The sequence below is a fragment of the Larkinella fluvii genome, from assembly GCF_051857545.1.
Lineage (GTDB): Bacteria > Bacteroidota > Bacteroidia > Cytophagales > Spirosomataceae > Larkinella.
Genome location: NZ_JBPZHB010000007.1, coordinates 450402 through 469572, shown reverse-complemented (window position 1 = coordinate 469572; position 19171 = coordinate 450402). Strand labels below are relative to the sequence as shown.

At 52.9% G+C, this 19171-nt stretch carries 14 protein-coding genes and 2 tRNA genes; 6 read left to right on the top strand and 10 right to left on the bottom strand.

Annotation, left to right across the window (positions count from 1 at the left end):
- Positions 1-35: 35 nt before the first annotated feature.
- The 4 genes from ACS5NO_RS20995 to ACS5NO_RS20980 all read right to left on the bottom strand — a co-directional run bounded on the left by ACS5NO_RS20995 (position 36) and on the right by ACS5NO_RS20980 (position 7249).
- Entirely contained in the window at positions 36-1523 is a 1488-nt protein-coding gene (locus tag ACS5NO_RS20995) for a glutamate synthase subunit beta (RefSeq protein ID WP_439416953.1), read from the bottom strand.
- A gap of 5 nt (positions 1524-1528) precedes the next feature.
- Entirely contained in the window at positions 1529-1954 is a 426-nt protein-coding gene (locus ACS5NO_RS20990; protein WP_114409804.1) for a DUF29 domain-containing protein, read from the bottom strand.
- A 46-nt stretch (positions 1955-2000) separates the two neighbouring features.
- Positions 2001-6572, bottom strand: coding sequence for a glutamate synthase large subunit (gene gltB, locus ACS5NO_RS20985; RefSeq protein WP_439416952.1), 4572 nt, complete (start codon positions 6570-6572; stop codon positions 2001-2003).
- A gap of 338 nt (positions 6573-6910) precedes the next feature.
- A complete protein-coding gene (locus ACS5NO_RS20980) occupies positions 6911-7249 on the bottom strand; it encodes a hypothetical protein (RefSeq protein ID WP_439416951.1) in 339 nt (112 codons plus the stop codon).
- A 66-nt stretch (positions 7250-7315) separates the two neighbouring features.
- Between ACS5NO_RS20980 and ACS5NO_RS20975 the strand changes: the two genes are divergently transcribed.
- On the top strand, positions 7316-7759 hold the full coding sequence (locus ACS5NO_RS20975; protein ID WP_439416950.1) for an FAD-binding oxidoreductase: 444 nt from the start codon (positions 7316-7318) through the stop codon (positions 7757-7759).
- 30 nt (positions 7760-7789) lie between these two features.
- Entirely contained in the window at positions 7790-11041 is a 3252-nt protein-coding gene (locus ACS5NO_RS20970) for a M4 family metallopeptidase (protein WP_439416949.1), read from the top strand.
- A gap of 2 nt (positions 11042-11043) precedes the next feature.
- On the opposite strand, the gene ACS5NO_RS20965 is transcribed toward ACS5NO_RS20970, so the two are convergent.
- Complete coding sequence (locus tag ACS5NO_RS20965) at positions 11044-11955, bottom strand: ribonuclease Z (protein ID WP_439416948.1); 912 nt, start codon at positions 11953-11955, stop codon at positions 11044-11046.
- A gap of 104 nt (positions 11956-12059) precedes the next feature.
- Here ACS5NO_RS20965 and ACS5NO_RS20960 point away from each other — a divergent pair, with 104 nt between their 5' ends.
- Both ACS5NO_RS20960 and ACS5NO_RS20955 read left to right on the top strand, forming a co-directional pair.
- Entirely contained in the window at positions 12060-12971 is a 912-nt protein-coding gene (locus ACS5NO_RS20960) for a sugar phosphate isomerase/epimerase family protein (protein WP_439416947.1), read from the top strand.
- Between the two features lie 142 nt (positions 12972-13113).
- A complete protein-coding gene (locus ACS5NO_RS20955; RefSeq protein WP_439416946.1) occupies positions 13114-14136 on the top strand; it encodes a Gfo/Idh/MocA family protein in 1023 nt (340 codons plus the stop codon).
- Between the two features lie 143 nt (positions 14137-14279).
- Here the strand turns inward: ACS5NO_RS20955 and ACS5NO_RS20950 are convergent, their stop codons facing one another.
- From ACS5NO_RS20950 to ACS5NO_RS20930, 5 genes are all read right to left on the bottom strand, one after another.
- Entirely contained in the window at positions 14280-14687 is a 408-nt protein-coding gene (locus tag ACS5NO_RS20950) for an STAS domain-containing protein (protein WP_439416945.1), read from the bottom strand.
- A gap of 21 nt (positions 14688-14708) precedes the next feature.
- Positions 14709-15668, bottom strand: coding sequence for a phosphoribosylaminoimidazolesuccinocarboxamide synthase (locus tag ACS5NO_RS20945; RefSeq protein WP_439416944.1), 960 nt, complete (start codon positions 15666-15668; stop codon positions 14709-14711).
- Positions 15669-15783: 115 nt separating this feature from the next.
- Positions 15784-16959, bottom strand: coding sequence for an acetyl-CoA C-acyltransferase (locus ACS5NO_RS20940; protein WP_439416943.1), 1176 nt, complete (start codon positions 16957-16959; stop codon positions 15784-15786).
- Positions 16960-16983: 24 nt separating this feature from the next.
- Positions 16984-17691, bottom strand: a complete 708-nt coding sequence (locus ACS5NO_RS20935; RefSeq protein ID WP_439416942.1) for a tetratricopeptide repeat protein — start codon at positions 17689-17691, stop codon at positions 16984-16986.
- A gap of 56 nt (positions 17692-17747) precedes the next feature.
- The gene (locus ACS5NO_RS20930) at positions 17748-18710 is read right to left on the bottom strand and encodes a vWA domain-containing protein (RefSeq protein WP_439416941.1); all 963 of its coding nucleotides are present in this window, start codon (positions 18708-18710) and stop codon (positions 17748-17750) included.
- Positions 18711-18916: 206 nt separating this feature from the next.
- Between ACS5NO_RS20930 and ACS5NO_RS20925 the strand changes: the two genes are divergently transcribed.
- Positions 18917-19006 (top strand) — tRNA-Ser (locus ACS5NO_RS20925).
- Between the two features lie 80 nt (positions 19007-19086).
- A tRNA-Pro gene (locus ACS5NO_RS20920) sits at positions 19087-19160 on the top strand.
- Positions 19161-19171 lie beyond the last annotated feature (11 nt).

The window sequence follows — 19171 nt, the reverse complement described above, 5'->3', positions numbered from 1 at the left end:
TCAAACCGGCGGCTACGTAGTATCGTTTTCCGTGGTCAGACCGTCGCGAACATCGACTTGGCTTTCGCTTCCAGTTGGCTTTCACCCATCAGGAAGAGGTCGGCCGCTCGCGCGGCTTCACGGCCTTCGGAAATGGCCCACACCACCAGGGATTGTCCCCGGCGCATGTCTCCGGCGGCAAATACCTTCGGATTAGTGGTTGTCTGGTAGTTAACGGCTTTGACGTTGCCCCGCTCGTATTCCAGTTCGAGCGCATTCAGCAGGCCTTCCTGTTGCGGATGCAGAAAACCGGCTGCCAACAGCGCCAGTTCACACTCAATATCGCGTTCCGAACCCGGAACTTCGACCATGTTCATGCGTCCGTCGACGTTTTGCCACTCCAGATCGACAATGCGCAGGGCTTTCAGGTTGCCGTTTTCGTCACCAATAAAGGCTTTCGTGTTGATCGACCAGTGCCGTTCACAGCCTTCCTCGTGGGAAGTCGAGGTACGGAGCATCATCGGCCAGTTCGGCCAGGGCGTGCTTTCGGCCCGATCGGCCGGGGGCATCGGCATCAACTCAATCTGGGTTACCGATTTGGCACCGTGGCGGTTTGACGTTCCCACACAGTCGGAACCCGTATCACCACCCCCAATGACCACGACATTTTTGCCGGTAGCCAGCAGGTCGCCGTTTTCGTATTTGGCACCCCGGTGGTCAACCTCAACCGGGCGTTCGGCCACCCGTTTGTTTTGCTGACTCAGGAATTCCATCGCAAAATGAACGCCTTTCAACTCCCGGCCCGGAATTGGCAGATCGCGGGGAACCGTGGAACCGCCCGTCAGTAAAATGACGTCGAAATCAGAAAGGAGTTCTTTTGCTTTGATGTGTTCACCGACATTGACGCCGGTTTTGAACGTGATGCCTTCGGCTTCCATGACGGCCAGCCGACGGTCGATCACCCATTTTTCCAGCTTGAAATCGGGGATACCATACCGCAACAAACCACCGATCTGGTCGGCCCGTTCGAAAACCGTCACGTCATGACCCGCTTTGTTCATCTGGGCAGCCGCAGCCAGCCCAGCCGGACCGGAACCCACAATAGCCGCCTTTTTACCCGTCCGTTTGGCAACCTTACCGGGTTGAACAAACCCCCGCGCAAAGGCCGCTTCGGCAATGGATTTTTCAATGAATTCGATGGCGACCGGCGGTTTATTGATCCCCAGCACACAGGCTGACTCGCAGGGGGCGGGGCAGATGCGGCCGGTGAATTCCGGGAAGTTGTTGGTCGATGCCAGAATTTCGTAGGCATATTCCCAGTTCTGTTCGTAGACGGCGTCGTTGAACTCCGGGATGATGTTGCCCAGCGGACACCCGTTGTGGCAGAAGGGAATCCCGCAATCCATGCAGCGGGCTGCCTGTTTCTGGGTATCTTCAACGGCGAACGGTTGTTCGATTTCCTTGTAATCATGAACCCGTTGCTGAACGTCGCGTTTCTTCGGCAGTTCGCGGGTGAATTCTAAAAATCCAGTGGGTTTTCCCATGTAGATTAAAGCGTATACGGTTTTTCAAATACTTCGTCCCAGGTCAGTTGAATGCCTTTTGCTGACACATCCGTTTCAGTCTCAGCTTCGTCAAGAGCTTCGATGAAGGCTTCTTCCCAAATGCTATTGATGAAGTTCTCATTCAGAGAAGGTGTGTATTTTCGCAAACCGGCAATTTCATAGCGGGCGTTTTTGATCGATATAATCCAGCTTTTGGATCGTTTTTCCGGCTGAATTTTCCACTTGATGATGTGGTGCATTAACCGAACGAGCTGGCTTTGCAAAGCCCGGCGCTCCGAACGTGACATCGTTTCAATTAACTGATTCAGACCGAGAGCCGCATCTTCCAGATCACCCTCATCCCAGGAACGTTTGATTTCCTCGGCTGCCAGTAATTCGGATGTGGAAGCAATTTCATCCCAGTTTTTCATGCTATTACCTTGTTTTTAAACAAAGATAACGAAAGAAAATCAGTTGTTATCCGTGTGCCACGTCCACGACGATGTCCTGATACACCACATTTTTGTCGCGGATCTGGTCGGCCAGGGAAATCCCGCGTCCGGCCAGCGCCTTGCGGAAATCGCTCGGCATCACTTTGACAAATTGTTTGATGAGGTTGTCCCAGTCCTGAATCAGTTGCAGGGCTACATTGCTGGTGGTATACTGGAAGTGTTTTTCGACGAATTCTTTGATGAGAGCGACGTCTTCACTGTCCAGGGCTTCGAGGTTGACCATTTCGCCGTTCACTTTGGAAGCAAAATCGCCTTCCTGATCCCAGACGTAGGCTACCCCGCCGGACATCCCGGCTGCGAAATTTCGGCCCACCGAGCCGAGAATAACTGCTAAACCGCCCGTCATGTATTCCAGACCGTGATCACCAATGCCTTCGACCACCACTTTTGCCCCAGAGTTCCGGACACAGAACCGTTCGCCCGCCATCCCACGGATGTAAGCTTCCCCGGAGGTCGCCCCGTAGAACGACACGTTTCCGACGATGCTGTTTTCTTCCGGTTTGAACGGTGCCATGCGGTCGGGATACACAATCAACTGCGCTCCACAAAGTCCTTTGCCAAAATAATCGTTGGCATCGCCTTCCAGTTCGAGTTTGATTCCGTGGGTGTTGAACGCGCCGAAGCTCTGCCCGGCCGTTCCCCGGAATTTGAAGTGAATCGTGCCTTCGGGTAGTCCCTTTCCGGCGTATACTTTCGAGATTTCATTCGATAAAACCGTCCCTACTGCCCGGTTCAGGTTGATAATCGGATATTCAGCATAGACTGATTCACCGGATTCCAGCGCGGGTTTGGAGACTTTCAACAGTTCCCAGTCCAGAATATCGGTCATTCCATGATCCTGATCTTCCTGCTTGTAGAGGGCCACGTCCAGGTTGTTGGCATCCTTGAACAACACCGCCGACAGATCGACGTGGTCGTATTTCCAGTGCTTGATGTCCTTGCGCATTTCGAGCATCTGCGACTGACCCACCATTTCGTTGATGGTCCGGAAGCCGAGTTCGGCCATGATTTCGCGCAGTTCCGTTGCCAGGAAGGTGAACATGTTCACGACGTGTTCCGGTTTTCCGGTAAACAACGCCCGCAAGTCCTTGTTCTGGGTGGCAACGCCCACCGGACAGGTATTCAGGTGACACTTCCGCATCATGATGCAACCGACGGAGACGAGCGCAGCGGTGGCGACACCAAATTCTTCGGCACCGAGCAGCGCGGCAATGGCCAGGTCGCGGCCCGTCCGGATTTGACCGTCCGTCTGCACCGTCACGCGGCCCCGCAGTTTGTTGCGAACCAGCGTCTGGTGGGTTTCGGCGAGTCCCAGTTCCCAGGGAAGACCCGCGTGGCGGATCGAACTCAGGGGGGAAGCCCCCGTTCCGCCGTCGTGACCCGAAATCAGGATGTGGTCGGCGTGGGCTTTGGCAACCCCGGCGGCAATGGTTCCAACCCCAGCTTCCGATACCAGCTTGACGCTGATTCGGGCAGCCCGGTTGGCATTTTTGAGGTCGAAGATGAGCTGCGCCAAATCCTCAATGGAATAAATATCGTGGTGGGGCGGGGGCGAAATCAAGCCGACACCTGGTGTTGAATGACGCGTGCGGCCAATCCAGTCATCCACTTTATGACCGGGCAACTGGCCTCCTTCACCAGGTTTGGCACCCTGCGCCATTTTGATTTGCAGTTCGCGGGCGTTCGTCAGGTAATGACTCGTGACGCCAAACCGGCCCGAAGCCACTTGTTTGATGCCCGAATTCATGTTGTCACCGTTCGCCAGGGGCGTATACCGCAGTTCGTCCTCACCGCCTTCGCCGGAATTGCTCTTGCCGCCAATGCGGTTCATGGCAATGGCCAGCGTCGTGTGGGCTTCCCACGAAATGGAACCGAACGACATGGCTCCCGTTGCAAAACGGGTGAAAATGCTTTCAATCGGTTCTACTTCTTCAATGGGAACCGGGTTGCCTTTTTTGAACTTCATCAAACCGCGAAGCGTCAGCGCTTTCCGGGTTTGGTCGTCGATCAGGTTGGCGTATTTCTTGTAAATCTGGTAGTCGTTTTTCTTGGTCGCCTGTTGCAGCAGGTGAATCGTGTCGGGGTTGAAAATGTGCGCTTCCCCGCGTTGTTTCCACTGATACACCCCGCCCACTTCCAGCCGTGGATTGAGGACGTTGTTCTCCGGGAAAGCCTGCCGGTGACGGACCAGAATTTCGCGGCCGATCTGTTCCAGACCCATGCCACCAATCCGGGAAATCGTTCCCGTAAAATACTTGTCAACCACTTCCTTGTTCAGACCGAGGCACTCGAAAATCATGGCACCCTGGTAAGACTGAAGCGTCGAGATGCCCATTTTCGAGAAAATCTTGAGCAACTCTTTGTTGACGGCTTTGATGTAGTTCTGGTGGAGTTTTTCAACCGGGTAGTCGACCTGAATCAACCCGCGCTCCTTCATGTCCGTGATGGTTTCGAACGCCATGTAGGGGTTGATGCCGGAAGCACCGTAACCAATCAGGGTCGCGAAATGGTGCGTTTCCCATACATCACCGGCTTCGACCAGAATACCGACCTGACCACGGAGTCCCCGGCGAATCAGGTGGTGGTGAATGGCCGAGGTTGCCAGCAACGACGGAATCGGTGCGTGGTCGGAATCGATGGCGCGGTCCGACAGGATGATGATTTCAAACCCGTCTTCGATGGCGTCTTCGGCGTAGCGGCAAATCCGTTCCAGGGCGCGTTCGAGGCCCGTGCTGTCGTCGGCGCGGAAATACGTATTGATGGTTTTGGCCTGGAAGTGGTTTTTATCGACAAACCGCAGTTTGTCAAACTCTTCGATGGTCAGAACCGGCTGTGTCAATTCGATCAGGCGGCAATGTTCGGGGTCTTCGCTCAGCAGGTTGCCGGTGGCGCCGACAAACGAGATCAGCGACATGATGGCCCGTTCCCGGATCGAGTCGATCGGCGGGTTGGTCACCTGGGCAAAAAGTTGCTTAAAATAATTGGCCAAATGCTGGCTTTGCTCCGACAGGATGGCCAGTGGCGAATCGGTGCCCATTGATCCGAGGGCTTCAAGACCGGTTTCGGCCATGGGCGCCAGAATCATGCGGAGGTCTTCGGACGTAAATCCAAACGCCTGTTGCCGCTGCGTGATGTCCTGTTTCCGCATGTGGCTGAACGTGCGGACTGGTTTCGGCAACTCGGTGATTTTGATTTTATATTCGTCGAGCCATTGCTTGTATGGCTGGCGTGAGCAGATGTCTGCTTTTACTTCTTCATCGCTGATGATACGGCCCTGTTCCAGATCCACGACAAACATCCGGCCCGGTTGCAGACGACCCTTTTTGACCACCCGTGCGGGGTCGATGTCGTTGACACCCGCTTCCGAAGCCATGATGACCACGTCCTCGTCCGTCACCCAGTAACGCGAAGGCCGTAACCCGTTCCGGTCGAGGGTAGCACCCACGATGCGACCGTCGGTGAACGAGATCGACGCGGGACCGTCCCACGGTTCCATAATGGCCGCGTGGTACTCATAAAAAGCGTGCCGTTCGGGGTCCATGCTTTCGTTGCCGTCCCAGGCTTCCGGAACCAGCATCATCATCACGTGCGGCAACGAGCGTCCCGCCATCACCAGCAATTCGATGGCGTTGTCGAGGTTGGCCGAATCCGACTGATTGAGGTTACAGATCGGGCGGAGCATGGCCAACTCTTCCGGCGAAAACAGCTTTGATTCAAGCATGGCTTCCGCCGTTTTCATCCAGTTGACATTCCCCTTCACGGTATTGATTTCACCGTTGTGGGCAATGTAGCGGAACGGCTGCGCCAGTTTCCAGGAGGGGAAGGTGTTGGTCGAAAACCGGGAGTGAACCACGCCCAGGGCCGAAACCAGTTCTTCCCGCTGCAAATCCGGGAAGTAGTCGCGGAGTTGTTTGGTCGTTAACTGACCCTTATAAGTAATAACCCGGCTCGAAAGCGAGGAGTAGTAGAAATTATTCTCAACGCCGGCAACGGTTTCGTTGATAATCCGGCTGCTGTAGTTTCGTACGATGTATAATTTACGCTCAAATTCGTCGGAAGTCTGGGTTTCGGGTTTTCGAATAAAGACCTGTTCCATCACCGGTTCCACCGAACGCGAACCGTTGCCAAGATCGGAAGAATCGACCGGAACGACGCGGTAGCCGATCAATTCCAGGTTCAGTTTTTTGATGGTTCGGTTGAGAATATCGCGGCATTCTTTCCGCAGACGCTCGTCTTTGGGCATGTAGATCATCCCGACACCATAATCGCCGGCCGACGGCAGGGAGAAGCTCAGCTTCCGACATTCATCGACGTAAAGTTCGTGGGGAATCTGAATCAGAATTCCGGCGCCATCGCCCGTATTGGGTTCGTAGCCAACCGCACCCCGGTGATCCATGCGTGTAAGCATCGTAAGGGCATCCTCGACAATTTGATGCGACTTGCGACCTTTGACATGCGCTACGAATCCAATTCCACAGGCGTCGTGTTCAAACTCAGGCCGGTACAGACCCTGTTGCGGTGCGTTAGAAGAAGACATCGGCGTAAATTCGTTTGTGGTTTTGTTATTGAAAAAATGGCAAATCAAAATATCTGCAGGCGAGTAACGAAAAAACGAACTATAATCAGCAGACACTACTGTTTTTGCGTTGGATGTGCAAGTTACATTAAAATATATTTTGCGAAAAGTCCAAAACACAAAATTTCGTTTGCATAGCCAATTTTATAATTTTGGTGCAAAATTGTCTTGGTTAGTGAATAGATTTTAGTAAAAATAGACTTGGATTGAAGAAATTAAAACGAACTGTGCGGGTCTGGTTTTGCTTAAAAACAACTACTAAGAATGTAGTTAAGGGCTCTTTTGAATCAATACACTTGCTAGATGTCCGGAAATGTACGTGTGCTGTTGAAATGATGTAGTTTTTTGTAAAAACTATCTATTTTGCTATTAATAGGTTTATTTTTTGGCTTTAAATGGATTGTTTTGTACCAAAAATGGCTAAAATTAGTTGAAAAATAGCCTATTTTTTTGAAATGCCTATTTTCGATTTTCAGTGTTATTTTCCACTGGTTCGGAACGGCGAATTTCTTCAACAAGTCCACCGGAAAAGCCACTCCGGTGGGGTCTCTCTCAAAACTGCAGACGACGTGCTGTTCAGCCACCACAAACCGCTTGCTCAACGACCTACGCTTCAACACCCGTTTTTGACGGCTCATGCATTGAATGGTAGCAGAAGGGGCAGTTTGCCTGCTACATTCGCTTCGTTCAGAAAAAGCCGCACCATGCTCAAATCTTTTATTCTCGGATTGCTCATCCTGGCCGCTACCGGGCTGTGCCGGGCGCAAACCGGTTCCAGTTATCCCTATACCTACAAAAATCGGCAGATCATGATCGGACAGGGGGGCGGCATCACCGGTGCGTCAACGGTCTACTACTGGCTGGAAAACGGATACCTATACGTCAAGTCTGACAACGACTCGCTCTTCACCCGGCTGGGCCGAAAACCAGCGGCTACCACCCGGCGGTTTTTCAACGAACTGGAGAAAGTATGCCGGATCAAAACCACCCGGTTTAACCAGCCGGGAAACCGCTACCAGTTTGTGAGCTGGAAGAAAAACCAGCAGGAATTTACCGTAAGCTGGGGTGACCCGCGACAACCGCCCCCGGCCCGGTTTGTCACGTTTTACCAGTCGTTTCTGGCGCAGATGCCAAAACCGAAACGTTAGCATTCATTTTTACCAACAACAAATACATCCATGAAATCAATTTTATTCAGTCTTCTGCTGGCATCTTCGGTCGGTGTGCTGGCGCAATCTCCGCATTCCGGTTTCGGGCGAAAAATCAAAACCCAAGCGCCGACGCCCGGTTTGGCGCAAAAACTGAAAGCCGATGTGGCTCCGGTTTCAACCCGAACGGGCAACTTCCGGCTCGCAACATCTACAAGTAATCCCCAATTTGATGCCCGGTCGCTGAAACTCCGGATTGTCCGCGACACGGCGACGAACCTGCCGGTTTACATCGAAAACCGTTCGCCCGTTTCTTCGGATAAAGGCGCCCGCATGAGCGCCCGCGCGTCGGCTTTCTCGTTCATGAGCCAGATCAAATCGCTGTTGAAGGTCGAAAAACCGGAAGAGCAATTTCAGATTACCAAAACCGAAACCGATCACCTGGGGCAAACGCACATCCGGATGGCGCAAACGGTTCAGGGCATTCCGGTGTATGGGAGCGAACTGGTGGCGCACCTGACCAACGGAACGGTGACGCTGCTGAACGGGCAATACCGGGTTGCCAAACCGGTTTCGACCACGCCCCGGCTTTCGCTTCAGCAGGCAACCGACCGGGCTTTTCAGGACATCGGCCAGGAGTCGATTGTTCGGCCATTCGGCCAGAACCTGTTTAACCTCAAACCTTCGGAAGGAACCTTGTGTCTGTATCCGGTGGGCGACAAACTGGCGCTGGCCTATAACCTGACAATTCGGCCCAATATGCTCGAACGGTGGCAATATTTGGTCGATGCACAAACCGGCGCGGTGCTGAACAAGTACAACAACACCTGCGGGGTGGACGGTCCGGTGAAAGCATCGGGCAAGGATTTGAACGGAGTAATGCGGAATTTTCAGACGTATCAGTCGGGAGCAAACTATTACCTGCTGGATGCAACGCGGGCGATGTACGATGCCAAGAAATCGACGGTTGCCAAACCGGTGGGAGCGATCGTAACCTACGACGCCAGAAACAAGCAGGAAGCCGATGGCGGTTTTCGGTTCTACGATGTCACATCAAAGAATAACAACGACTGGAATGCCAACGCCATTTCGGCCCACACCAACGGGAGTCTGGCGTACGAATATTACGAAAAAACGCACAAGCGGAATTCACTGGACGGCAAAGGAGGAACGATGGTGTCGATTGTCAATGTGCTGGAAGACGGGGAAGCAATGGACAACGCCTTCTGGACGGGGGATTTTATGGTGTATGGAAACGGAAAGACGTACTGCAAACCGCTGGCGGGTGGGCTGGATGTGGCCGGACACGAAATGACCCACGGGGTGATCGATCACACGGCGAATCTGATTTACCAGGACCAATCGGGGGCCATCAACGAGTCGATGGCGGATGTTTTTGGCGCAATGGTCGACCGGGATGACTGGTTGATTGGGGAAGATGTTGTCCTGAAAAGCAAGTATACGTCCGGGGCGATGCGCAGCATGTCGAACCCGAATCAGAATGGAAAAGGGACGCTGGGGTATCAGCCCAGAACGATGGCCGAATTTATCGTTACCAAAGACGATAATGGTGGGGTTCACCGGAACAGCGGAATTACCAATCATGCTTTTTATCTGTTTGCCACCAAAATCGGGAAAGAAAAAGCCGAGCAGGTGTATTACCGCACGCTCACCAACTACCTGACGCTGAACTCGAAATTTCTGGATCTGCGGCTGGGGGTGATTCGTTCGGCGGGGGATTTATACGGCGAGAACAGCGCAGAAGCCAAAGCGGCCAGGGACGCGTTTGACGCGGTCGGCATTGTGGAAACCACTCCGCAGCCGGACGAACCGAAAGATGTGCCGGCCAACAACGGTCAGGACATGATCATTCTGTATAGCATTGGCGACCAGAAGTTGTATACAGCGCCCGTCAGCACGGGCAATCTGACGGCCCGGATCAAGGCGGAAATTAGCCACCGCCCGAGCATTACGGACGACGGAAAAGCCGCTTATTACGTGACGACCGACGGCCGGATTCGGGCCGTGACCCTGACCGGGGCGGCTCAAGAAGTCATAATTTCCGACGAGCCGATCTGGGATAATGTGGCCATTTCACGGGATGGCACCAAGCTGGCGGCTTTGACGAAAGAGAAGGATAAATCCATCTGGGTCTACAGCTATGACCTGAAAAAATGGAAGCAGTTTCCGCTGAGCAACCCCACCTCCGCCGAAGGAATTTCGACGGGCGAAGTAGAGTATGCCGATTCGTTCGAATGGGATTTTGCCGGCGAGGTATTGGTATATGACGCCTTTAATAAACTGAAAAGCGGTGACGGTGAGGATATTGACTTTTGGGATGTCGGTCTGTTGGATGTGTGGAGCAACGCGCAGAAAACGTTTAGCGACGGTGCCATTCTGAAACTGTTCAAGAATCTGGAAGACGGTGAAAGCGTCGGTAACCCCAGTTTTTCCCGGAATTCGCCCAACATCATTGCCTTTGACTATTACAATGCCGTCGACGACAGCTACAAGGTTTGGGCGGGAGATCTGAAGACTGGTACATTGAACACGGTGTTGACCAATGTCACCTTAAGCTTTCCGGCCTATTCACGACTGGATGATCGACTCGTATTCAATACGCTGAGTTCGGGGGGCGACAAAGAAATGGTGGCGTCGCTGGACTTGCAGGCTGATAAAATGACGGCGAAAGGGGAGGTGAAGGCGTTGTATGAAAATGCGAAGTGGGCGGTTTGGTATGCCGCCGGAACGCGGGCTGAAACCGGCAAAACCGCTCAGACCATCACGTTCAATGCTTTGCCGGATCGGTATGCCGATGATGGTTCGTTCAACCTGACGGCCACGGCCTCGTCTAAACTGACCGTCAGTTTTGAAATCGTTTCCGGATCGGCTACGCTCTCGGAAAACCGCCTGACGCCAACAAAACCGGGGGTGGTGACGGTTCGGGCTACGCAGGCCGGAAATGAGCAATTTTCGGCGGCCACGCCGGTCGAACGGAAATTCAACGTGCTGGCCGTTACGGGAAATGAACCAACCTGGGCCGACGTCCTGAAGGTCTATCCGAATCCGGTCGGTGCGTCGCTCACGGTCGAATTGCCGACGGGCGAGTTTTTTGAAGGCGTAACCCTGACCACGGTTTCGGGAGCAACCCTGCTGGAACAGCCTTTGAAAAACCGGGCCAGTCAGACGACGCTGGATACGAGCCAGTTGCCGTCTGGTTTGTATATTCTGAAAGTTCAAACGCCAAAAGGCGTGGTGCATCGGAAGGTGGTGAAACCGTAAAATTACACCTCCGTCGTTTCCCCTTCCACCGCCAGAACCGTTTTCGGGAAAACCGACCGGGCCTGAAGCAGAAACTCGTCGGCGGTTTTGTAGCGCGAGGAGAAGTGACCAATCATTAACCGGCCCACTTCTGCCTGAACCGCCGTTAAAGCCGCCTGACGGGCCGTGGAATGGAAGTATTTTTCACTCAACGCTTCCATATCGTCCAGAAACGAGGCTTCGTGGTATAGCAAATCCACCCCCCGAATCTGGTCGAACATGGCCTCATTGTAGCGCGTATCGGAGCAAAACGCGTAGGACCGGGGCGGGGGAGCGGGGATGGTGTAGTCTTCGGCGCGGTACAAAACCTGCCCCAAATCATCCAGAACATCATTTCCGTCTTTTAAATGCCGGTAAAAAGCCACCGGCAACTCCGCGGGCAGTTTTTCGGCAATCAGCTTTCGTTTGCGATTTTTCTCCCGAAACAGAAAACCGGTGCAGTCGATGCGGTGTTGCAGCGGAATGGTTTCGACCCGGACGTTCGGGTGGTTGAGAATCTGCGTCGGCTGGTGCGGGTCGGTTTCCTGAAAGTGAAGCGGATAATTCAGCTTTGTATCGGAATACCGGAACTGCGTGGTGATAATCTCCCCAAGCCCGCGCGGACCGAACAGCCAAAGGTCGTCGGTGCGGCCGGATAGATTCAGACTCGACAGCAGCGGAACGAGCCCGAAGTAGTGGTCGCCGTGGAGATGGCTGATAAAAATATATTTAAGCCGACCGGGGCGGAGGTGGTTTTCCATCAGGCGGTATTGCGTACCTTCTCCGCAGTCGATCAGAAAATAATCGCCTTCAATCGCAACGACCTGGGCGGTCGGGTGGCGATTCAGGATGGGCGTTGCTGAACCGCTGCCAAGTATAGTCAGGTTGAATGTCATATTTTTTGTAAACTTGCCGGTAATCCATACAGTTTCCAAATCTCAATTTATTCTTTCATGGATGCGAATCGGATTCATAAACCGCAACCTGTTCAACCAACTCTATGCTGCATCTCGGTTTTGTAAGTGCCATTCTGGCGGACTACGATCTGGAACATGTGTTACAATTTGCGTCGGAGCAACGCTTCAAATGTGTGGAGGTCATGTGCTGGCCGACGGATCACGCGGACGCCCGGCGGTATGCGGGCGTGTCGCACATCGACGTCGACAACTTGGATGTCAAACACATTCAGTTACTGACGCAGAAATATGGTGTTTACATTTCGGGCCTGGGCTATTATCCGAATCCGCTCGATCCGGAACCGGAAAAAGCCGCCTACTTCCGCGAACACATCAAGAAAGTGATCCGGGCGGCTGCGAAGCTGAATGTGCCGGTGGTCAATACCTTTATTGGTCGGAATCCGTCGCTCAACATCGCGGAAAACCTGAAGCTGTTTGCGGCCCACTGGCCCGAAATTGTGAAAGTTGCCGAGGAAAACAATGTAAAAATTGGCATTGAAAACTGCCCCATGTGGTTCACGAATGATGAGTGGCCGGGCGGGAAGAATCTGGCGACGACGCCCGCGATCTGGGACCGGATGTTCGAGATCATTCCGTCGCGGATTCTGGGTCTCAACTACGATCCGTCGCACCTGATTTTTCAGATCATGGACGAAGTGCGGCCCATATACGACTACAAAGACCGGCTCCACCACATTCACCTCAAGGACGTAAAACTGTATCGTGACAAGCTGAACCGCGTCGGCATCATGGCCAATCCGCTGGAATACCATTCGCCGAAACTACCCGGTTTGGGCGACGTCCGCTGGCGGGACTTTTTCACGGCATTGACCGACGTTCGGTATCGCGGCCCGGTTTGCATCGAAGTGGAAGACAAAGCCTACGAAGGCAGTCCCGAAGACGTACAGACGGCCATTCTCACCGCGCGCAATTACCTGAGCCAATTTCTGGCCTGATATTGATTTTTGTTTCGCAGAGTTAAGCGGAGGAAAGCAGAGTTACGCAGAGTTTATTAGAGAAAAAACTCTGCGTAACTCTGCTTTCCTCCGCTTAACTCTGCGAAACAACTCTTTCCATAACTTAATTTCCGTAACCCGCATGTCGAAATTTAAAGCTGCCATCATTGGCGGAGGAAGTATTGCCGATAAAAATCACATCCCGGCGCTGAAAACCCTTTCGGATTTGGTCGACATCGTGGCCGTTTGCAGCCGCGACGGATCGAAAGCCCAGGCGCTGGCCGATCAGCATGGTATTCCGCACGCCTTTGCCGACGCTGCGGAAATGTACCGGACGTGTCAACCAAACGTGGTCATCAACTGCACTCCGAATACCCTGCATTATCCGTTCACGATGCAGGCGCTGGAAAACAATTGCCACGTTTTGTGCGAAAAACCGCCTGCGCTCCACGCTCACCAGGCTCGTGAAATGGCTGAACTGGCGGCTCAAAAAGGGTTGATTCTGGCCTATAACCTGCAACTGCGGCAAACGAGCGAATGGGAGTTGCTGATGCGGTGCAAAGCCAACGGTCAACTGGGCGAGATTTACCACATCAAAGCAAATTTTCTGCGTCGGCGGGGCATTCCGGGCTGGGGCTATTTTACGAACAAGGAAATGCAGGGGGGAGGAGCGTTGATGGATCTGGGTGTTCACGTGCTCGATCTGGCATTGTGTGCGCTCGACTATGCTGTTCCGGCAAACATTCTGGCGAACACCTACGATTTCATCGGGAAAACCGGGGGCAAAGGGCTGATGGGTTCCTGGGACCCGCAGAAATTTGAGGTGGAAGATGCCTGCACGGCCTATCTGTCGTTTCCGAACAAGGCGTCCATCATGCTCTCGGCTTCGTTTGCGTTGAATACGAAAGCCGATATAGACCGTAATCTGGAGGTGTTTGGCAGCAAAGGTGGGGCAAAGCTGTTTCCGTTTTCACTCTATACCGAAGTGGCAGGCGAACTGGCAGATGTTCAGTTTCCGTTTCTGGAAGACGTTGACATTCAGCTCAAAAATACGGCGGCATTTCTGGATGCCTGTCTGGGAAAACCGTCCAACGTTTGCACGGCGGAGCAGGGTGCGGTTTTGCAGGAAGTCGTGGAGCGGATTTATGCGTCGGCGGAACGGTAGAAAATGGGATTTCCGAACGAAAACCTTTGCGTGAATTGCCGATAAATCATCCTTGAAATTTAAAGATTCAATTTTTAAATTTCAAGGATGAATTTCTAATAAACAAGAAAAATTGTAATGGAAGGGCTATTTTTGACTGCCTATCAATCGTCCGAGCTTCCCCCAAACTCGTAACTGTCGTCGTCTTCGCTGCGGAAGTCGTTTTCGAGTTCATTCATAAACACGGCGTCGACGGCTTCTTCGACCGTTGGCAAAATGGTCAGATCCGGAATTTTCGAACCATCCAGAAAGTCGATAATTTCCTCGTTTTTCGTCACCAGAATCAACAAGCCGGACTCGTTGGTGCATTGCCGGTTGATTTTCCGGATGGTGGGAACACCGCCATCTTCAATTTCCTGAACCGCCGTAAAATCGACGATGATGTTGCTGTAGCCTTCCCGGAAGAGGTTTCGGCTGAGGGTTTCGAAGGTGGTCGGAACCTCCCCGCCAAATACCGTTTCGTTTAGCGTAACGAGCGAATACTGCTCGTTTTTTTCAATGGCATAATTCATAATGGATAACCTTGGTCCGTTTCAAAAATAAGTAACAGTTAGCGAACGGCGGATATTTTCTTCAATACGGTCGTAAATATTGTCAGTTTCCGACCGTATAAAAGGCTGGCCGGTCACGGTTTCGTAGAGTTCGATGTAGCGATTGGAAATCTGGTCGATCCATTCGTCGCTCATCGCCGGAATCCTCTGTCCTTCTTTGCCCTGAAACTGGTTGGCGATCAGCCATTCCCGGACAAACTCCTTCGACAACTGCTTCTGCTGCATGCCTTTCTTCTGGTTTTCGGCGTAGGAGTCTGCGTAAAAATACCGGGATGAATCGGGGGTGTGAATCTCGTCGATCAAATAAATCTGACCCTCTAGCATCCCGAATTCGTACTTGGTATCGACCAGAATCAACCCGTGTTCGGCGGCCATTTCGGTGCCGCGTCTGAACAGGGCCAGGGCGTATTTTTCAAGCTGAACGTATTCGTTTTCGGGAACAATGCCCTGAGCCAGAATCTCTTCCCGCGAAATGTCCTCATCGTGTCCTTCCTGGGCTTTGGTGGAGGGCGTAATGATCGGTTCGGGGAGTTTATCGGCTTCTTTCAGACCTTCTGGCAGGGCCACTCCGCAGAGCATTCGTTTACCGGCTCGGTATTCACGCCAGGCGTGTCCGGCCAGATACCCCCGCACCACCATCTCGACCGGATACGACTGGCATTTCAGGCCCACGCTCACGTTCGGGTCGGGAACATCCAGCAGCCAGTTCGGGACGATGTCGGCGGTGGCTTTCAGGAAATGGGCCGCTGTCTGGTTCAGCACCTGTCCTTTGTACGGAATCGGGACGGGCAACACCACGTCGAAAGCCGAAATCCGGTCGCTGGCCACCATAATCAGGCGGTCGACGAAATGGTATACATCGCGAACTTTACCCCGGTAAAAACCGGTTTGTCCATCGAACTTAAAGTTGGTTTCTTTTATTGCCTGCTTGGGATTACTCATTTTCGAAGTCAAAACAATTATAAATGTAAAATGAGGAATGATAAATGTAAAAGTGCGGGTCTCGATTTCTAACTTTTACATTTATCATTCCTCATTTTACATTTTACATTTAAAATTATATTTTCTCAATCACCAGTGCCGACGCGCCCCCGCCACCATTGCAAATGCCAACGGCTCCAATGTGACCATTTCGCTGTTGCAAGACGTTCGCCAGCGTCGTTACAATTCGCGCCCCGGACGCCCCCAGCGGATGTCCCAGTGAAACCGCCCCGCCGTTGACGTTTAGTTTCGCCTGCGGTATTTCCAGAATCTGGCTGCACGCCAGGGCTACGACGGAAAACGCTTCATTAATTTCGTAATAGTCAACGTCTTCCGGTTTAATTCCCGCCCGTTTCAACGCTGCCGGAATGGCCAGCGTGGGGGAGGTGGTGAAAAGGGCCGGTTCCTGCTCGGCATCGGCGTAACCCAGAATGCGGGCGATGGGTTTCAGGCCCAACTCCTCTGCCTTTTTCAGACTCATCAACACCAGTGCCGACGCCCCGTCGTTGATGGTCGATGCGTTGGCCGCCGTAACGGTGCCATCGGGCGAAAAAGCCGGTTTCAGCTTCGGAATTTTGTCAAAAAAAACATTTTTGTACTCCTCATCCTCGCTCACCGTCAGGCTGCCTTTGTTCGTCGGAACGTCAACCGGGATGATTTCGGCTCCAAAATTACCATTTTTCGTGGCTTCTGCGGCCCGCTGGTACGATTGAATGGCAAAAGCATCCTGGGTTTCGCGACTGATGTTGTATTTGGTAGCAGTTTGATCGGCAAAAAAGCCCATCGCACGCTGGTCAAACGGATCGACCAAACCGTCTTTTGCCAGTCCGTCGATCAATTGTCCGTCGCCGTATTTATACCCAAAGCGCGCTTTGGGTATGTAGTAGGGCGCATTTGACATGCTTTCCATACCACCGGCAATGATGACGTCGGCCTGGCCCAACTGAATGGTTTGAGCCGCCATCATGATGGCTTTTGTTCCCGATGCGCACACTTTATTGACCGTCGTGCAGCGGACGTTCACGGGCAAACCGGCTTTCAAAGCCGCCTGCCGCGCTGGAGCCTGTCCCAGATTGGCCGACACGACGTTTCCCATAATGACCTCTTCCACCAGATCAGGAAGGATGTCGGCTCGCTGGTAAGCCGCCCGGATCGCCATTGCACCCAGTTCGGTCGCCGTCAGGGGCGCCAATGCCCCGCCAAAGCTACCAATCGGCGTACGGACGGCCGAGACAAATACTACGTCATTCATATTCAATGGGTTCGTCTGGGCGATCTAATAGGTGTTGAATGTAAGTCGGTCTTTCGTTTTTGCCGTTTGTTTTCGCTGGTGGATGTACTGCACTTCATTGGCCTGCATGGAATTCAGGATCGACAAAGCCTGCTCTTCCGATAGATTCAGCGACCGCAGCCGACGCAACAATTCGTTTTTAGTATCTCCCTGTTCCACTTCCGTTCCACTTTCTTTTCCACGTTCCAGGGCCGTTTCCGTTTCCTGCTGCGATTGCCGTGGCTTGGGTTTAGGTCGCTGAGCACTATTTTGGATGGGCTTTCCGGAGTAGGTTTTTTTGATCAGTTCATAGTTAAACTGGGCGGGCTCAAGGGCAGGAACCGTATTCAGTGCTTTCCGGAACAAGGTCAGCGCAGCGGTTGAATCGCCCTGCAAAACCGCAATAACACCCAGTTGGATTTCGGCAGCCGCGGCCAGGTCGGGTTGGCTGACCTGCGCCACCAGCCGGTAATGTTTCTGGGCCTGGGCATATTGCCGGAGTTGAAAATAGGAGTGAGCCAGATTCAGGCGCGCCGATGGCTCCACAAACAAAGCCGAGTTGACCAGGGCGACGTATTGCTCGGTAGCCCGTTTGTAATTACCGGCCTGGTAGGCCCGTAGGCCTTCAATCCGCGCGATGTTATCATGCGAAATCTTATCGAAAGAACGATTGTCGTACAACCAGAGCAATACCGATAAAATCAGGTAGGTCATGTTTGGGCTTGAAACGTTCGCAAAAATACGAACTCTTTTGGACAACTGGAACGGGTTTACAGCTTAAACGTTCGAACCGTCACCAGGATATCGATGGCGATCAGAACCAGCGCCACGACCAGAAAGTAATAGTATTTATTGGTCGTCACCTCCAGTTTGCGCTGGTCGACCAGCCGGTTTTCCATCGTCTGGATGGCCGAGATAAGGGGCGTCAGGTCACCGGACGACGAAGCCAGTTCCAGGTATGAGCCGCGGGTATCCTTCACAAATTGCCGTAAATAGCTGCGATTCAAACGGGTTTGCACAACCTTACCGTCTTTGTCGCGCAGGTTTCCTTTAGGCGTCGGAATGGTGGTGCCGTTTTCGGTGCCGACGCCAACGACAAAAGGCGCAATACCGTATCTCCGCAATTGTCCGGCCAGTGCCGGGTCACATTCCCCAAAATCTTCGCCGTCCGTCAGTAGGATTAACACTTTGGTTTGGGTCAGATCCGAGGTTTCGGCCAGTTGTTTCCGCAGGGCCAGTTCCACGGCGGAACACAGGTTGGTGCCGGATTCGGGTACGAGTTTTGTGTTCAGCGACTGAATAAAGAGCGTCAGCGCCCCCTGGTCCGACGTCAGGGGGGCATGGACGTAGGCTTCCGTGGAGAAAACCAGCAGGCCAAACCGGTTGCCGGGCAGTGCGTCGATCAGTCGTTTCAGTTCATACTTTACTTTTTCCAGCCGCGTAGGCGGAATGTCGGTCGCGTCCATCGATTTGGAAAGATCGACGGCGATGTAAATATCTTTTCCTTCCGAAACCAGTTCTTTTTCAACGACCCCGAAAGAGGGGCCGAGCAACGCAATCAGCAGGAGGGTGAAGTAGCCGGTTCGCAGAAAAAACTTCGGAATGGTGGCCCAGGCCGTGCTGCCCAGCAAGCGTGCAACCCGAAACGTTCGAAAAAAATAGTACCCGTAAAGCAGCACAAAGATGGCTATGAAGAGGTATTCGGTTTGGGTCAGACTGTGATTCCAGTTCATGCAATTCGCAAAGGATCAGGACATCAACGAACCGGGGGCCGTTGGATTGACTTCGTGAAGCTGCGAAATTAGGAGGAAATGACCGGATGCCCTACCGGAGATCACAAATTGCCGCGAAACTTTTTTGGCTGAAATCTTGGCGAAACGGCGGGAATACCTCTATATTTGTGACCCCAATGACGGCAAAGCGGCTTTGGGGTTATCCTGGAGAGATGCCTGAGTGGCCGAAAGGAACAGTTTGCTAAACTGTCGTACTGGCAACGGTACCGAGGGTTCGAATCCCTCTCTCTCCGCCAGAATATAAATAATAGGGATTTTAAAGGCCCCGGTTTTCTTTTCTGAATTAAAATCGTACCTTTGTGCTCTCGAAAGTAATCGGGGTGTAGCGTAGCCCGGTATCGCGCCTGGTTTGGGACCAGGAGGTCGTAGGTTCGAATCCTGCCACCCCGACGCTAAAAACC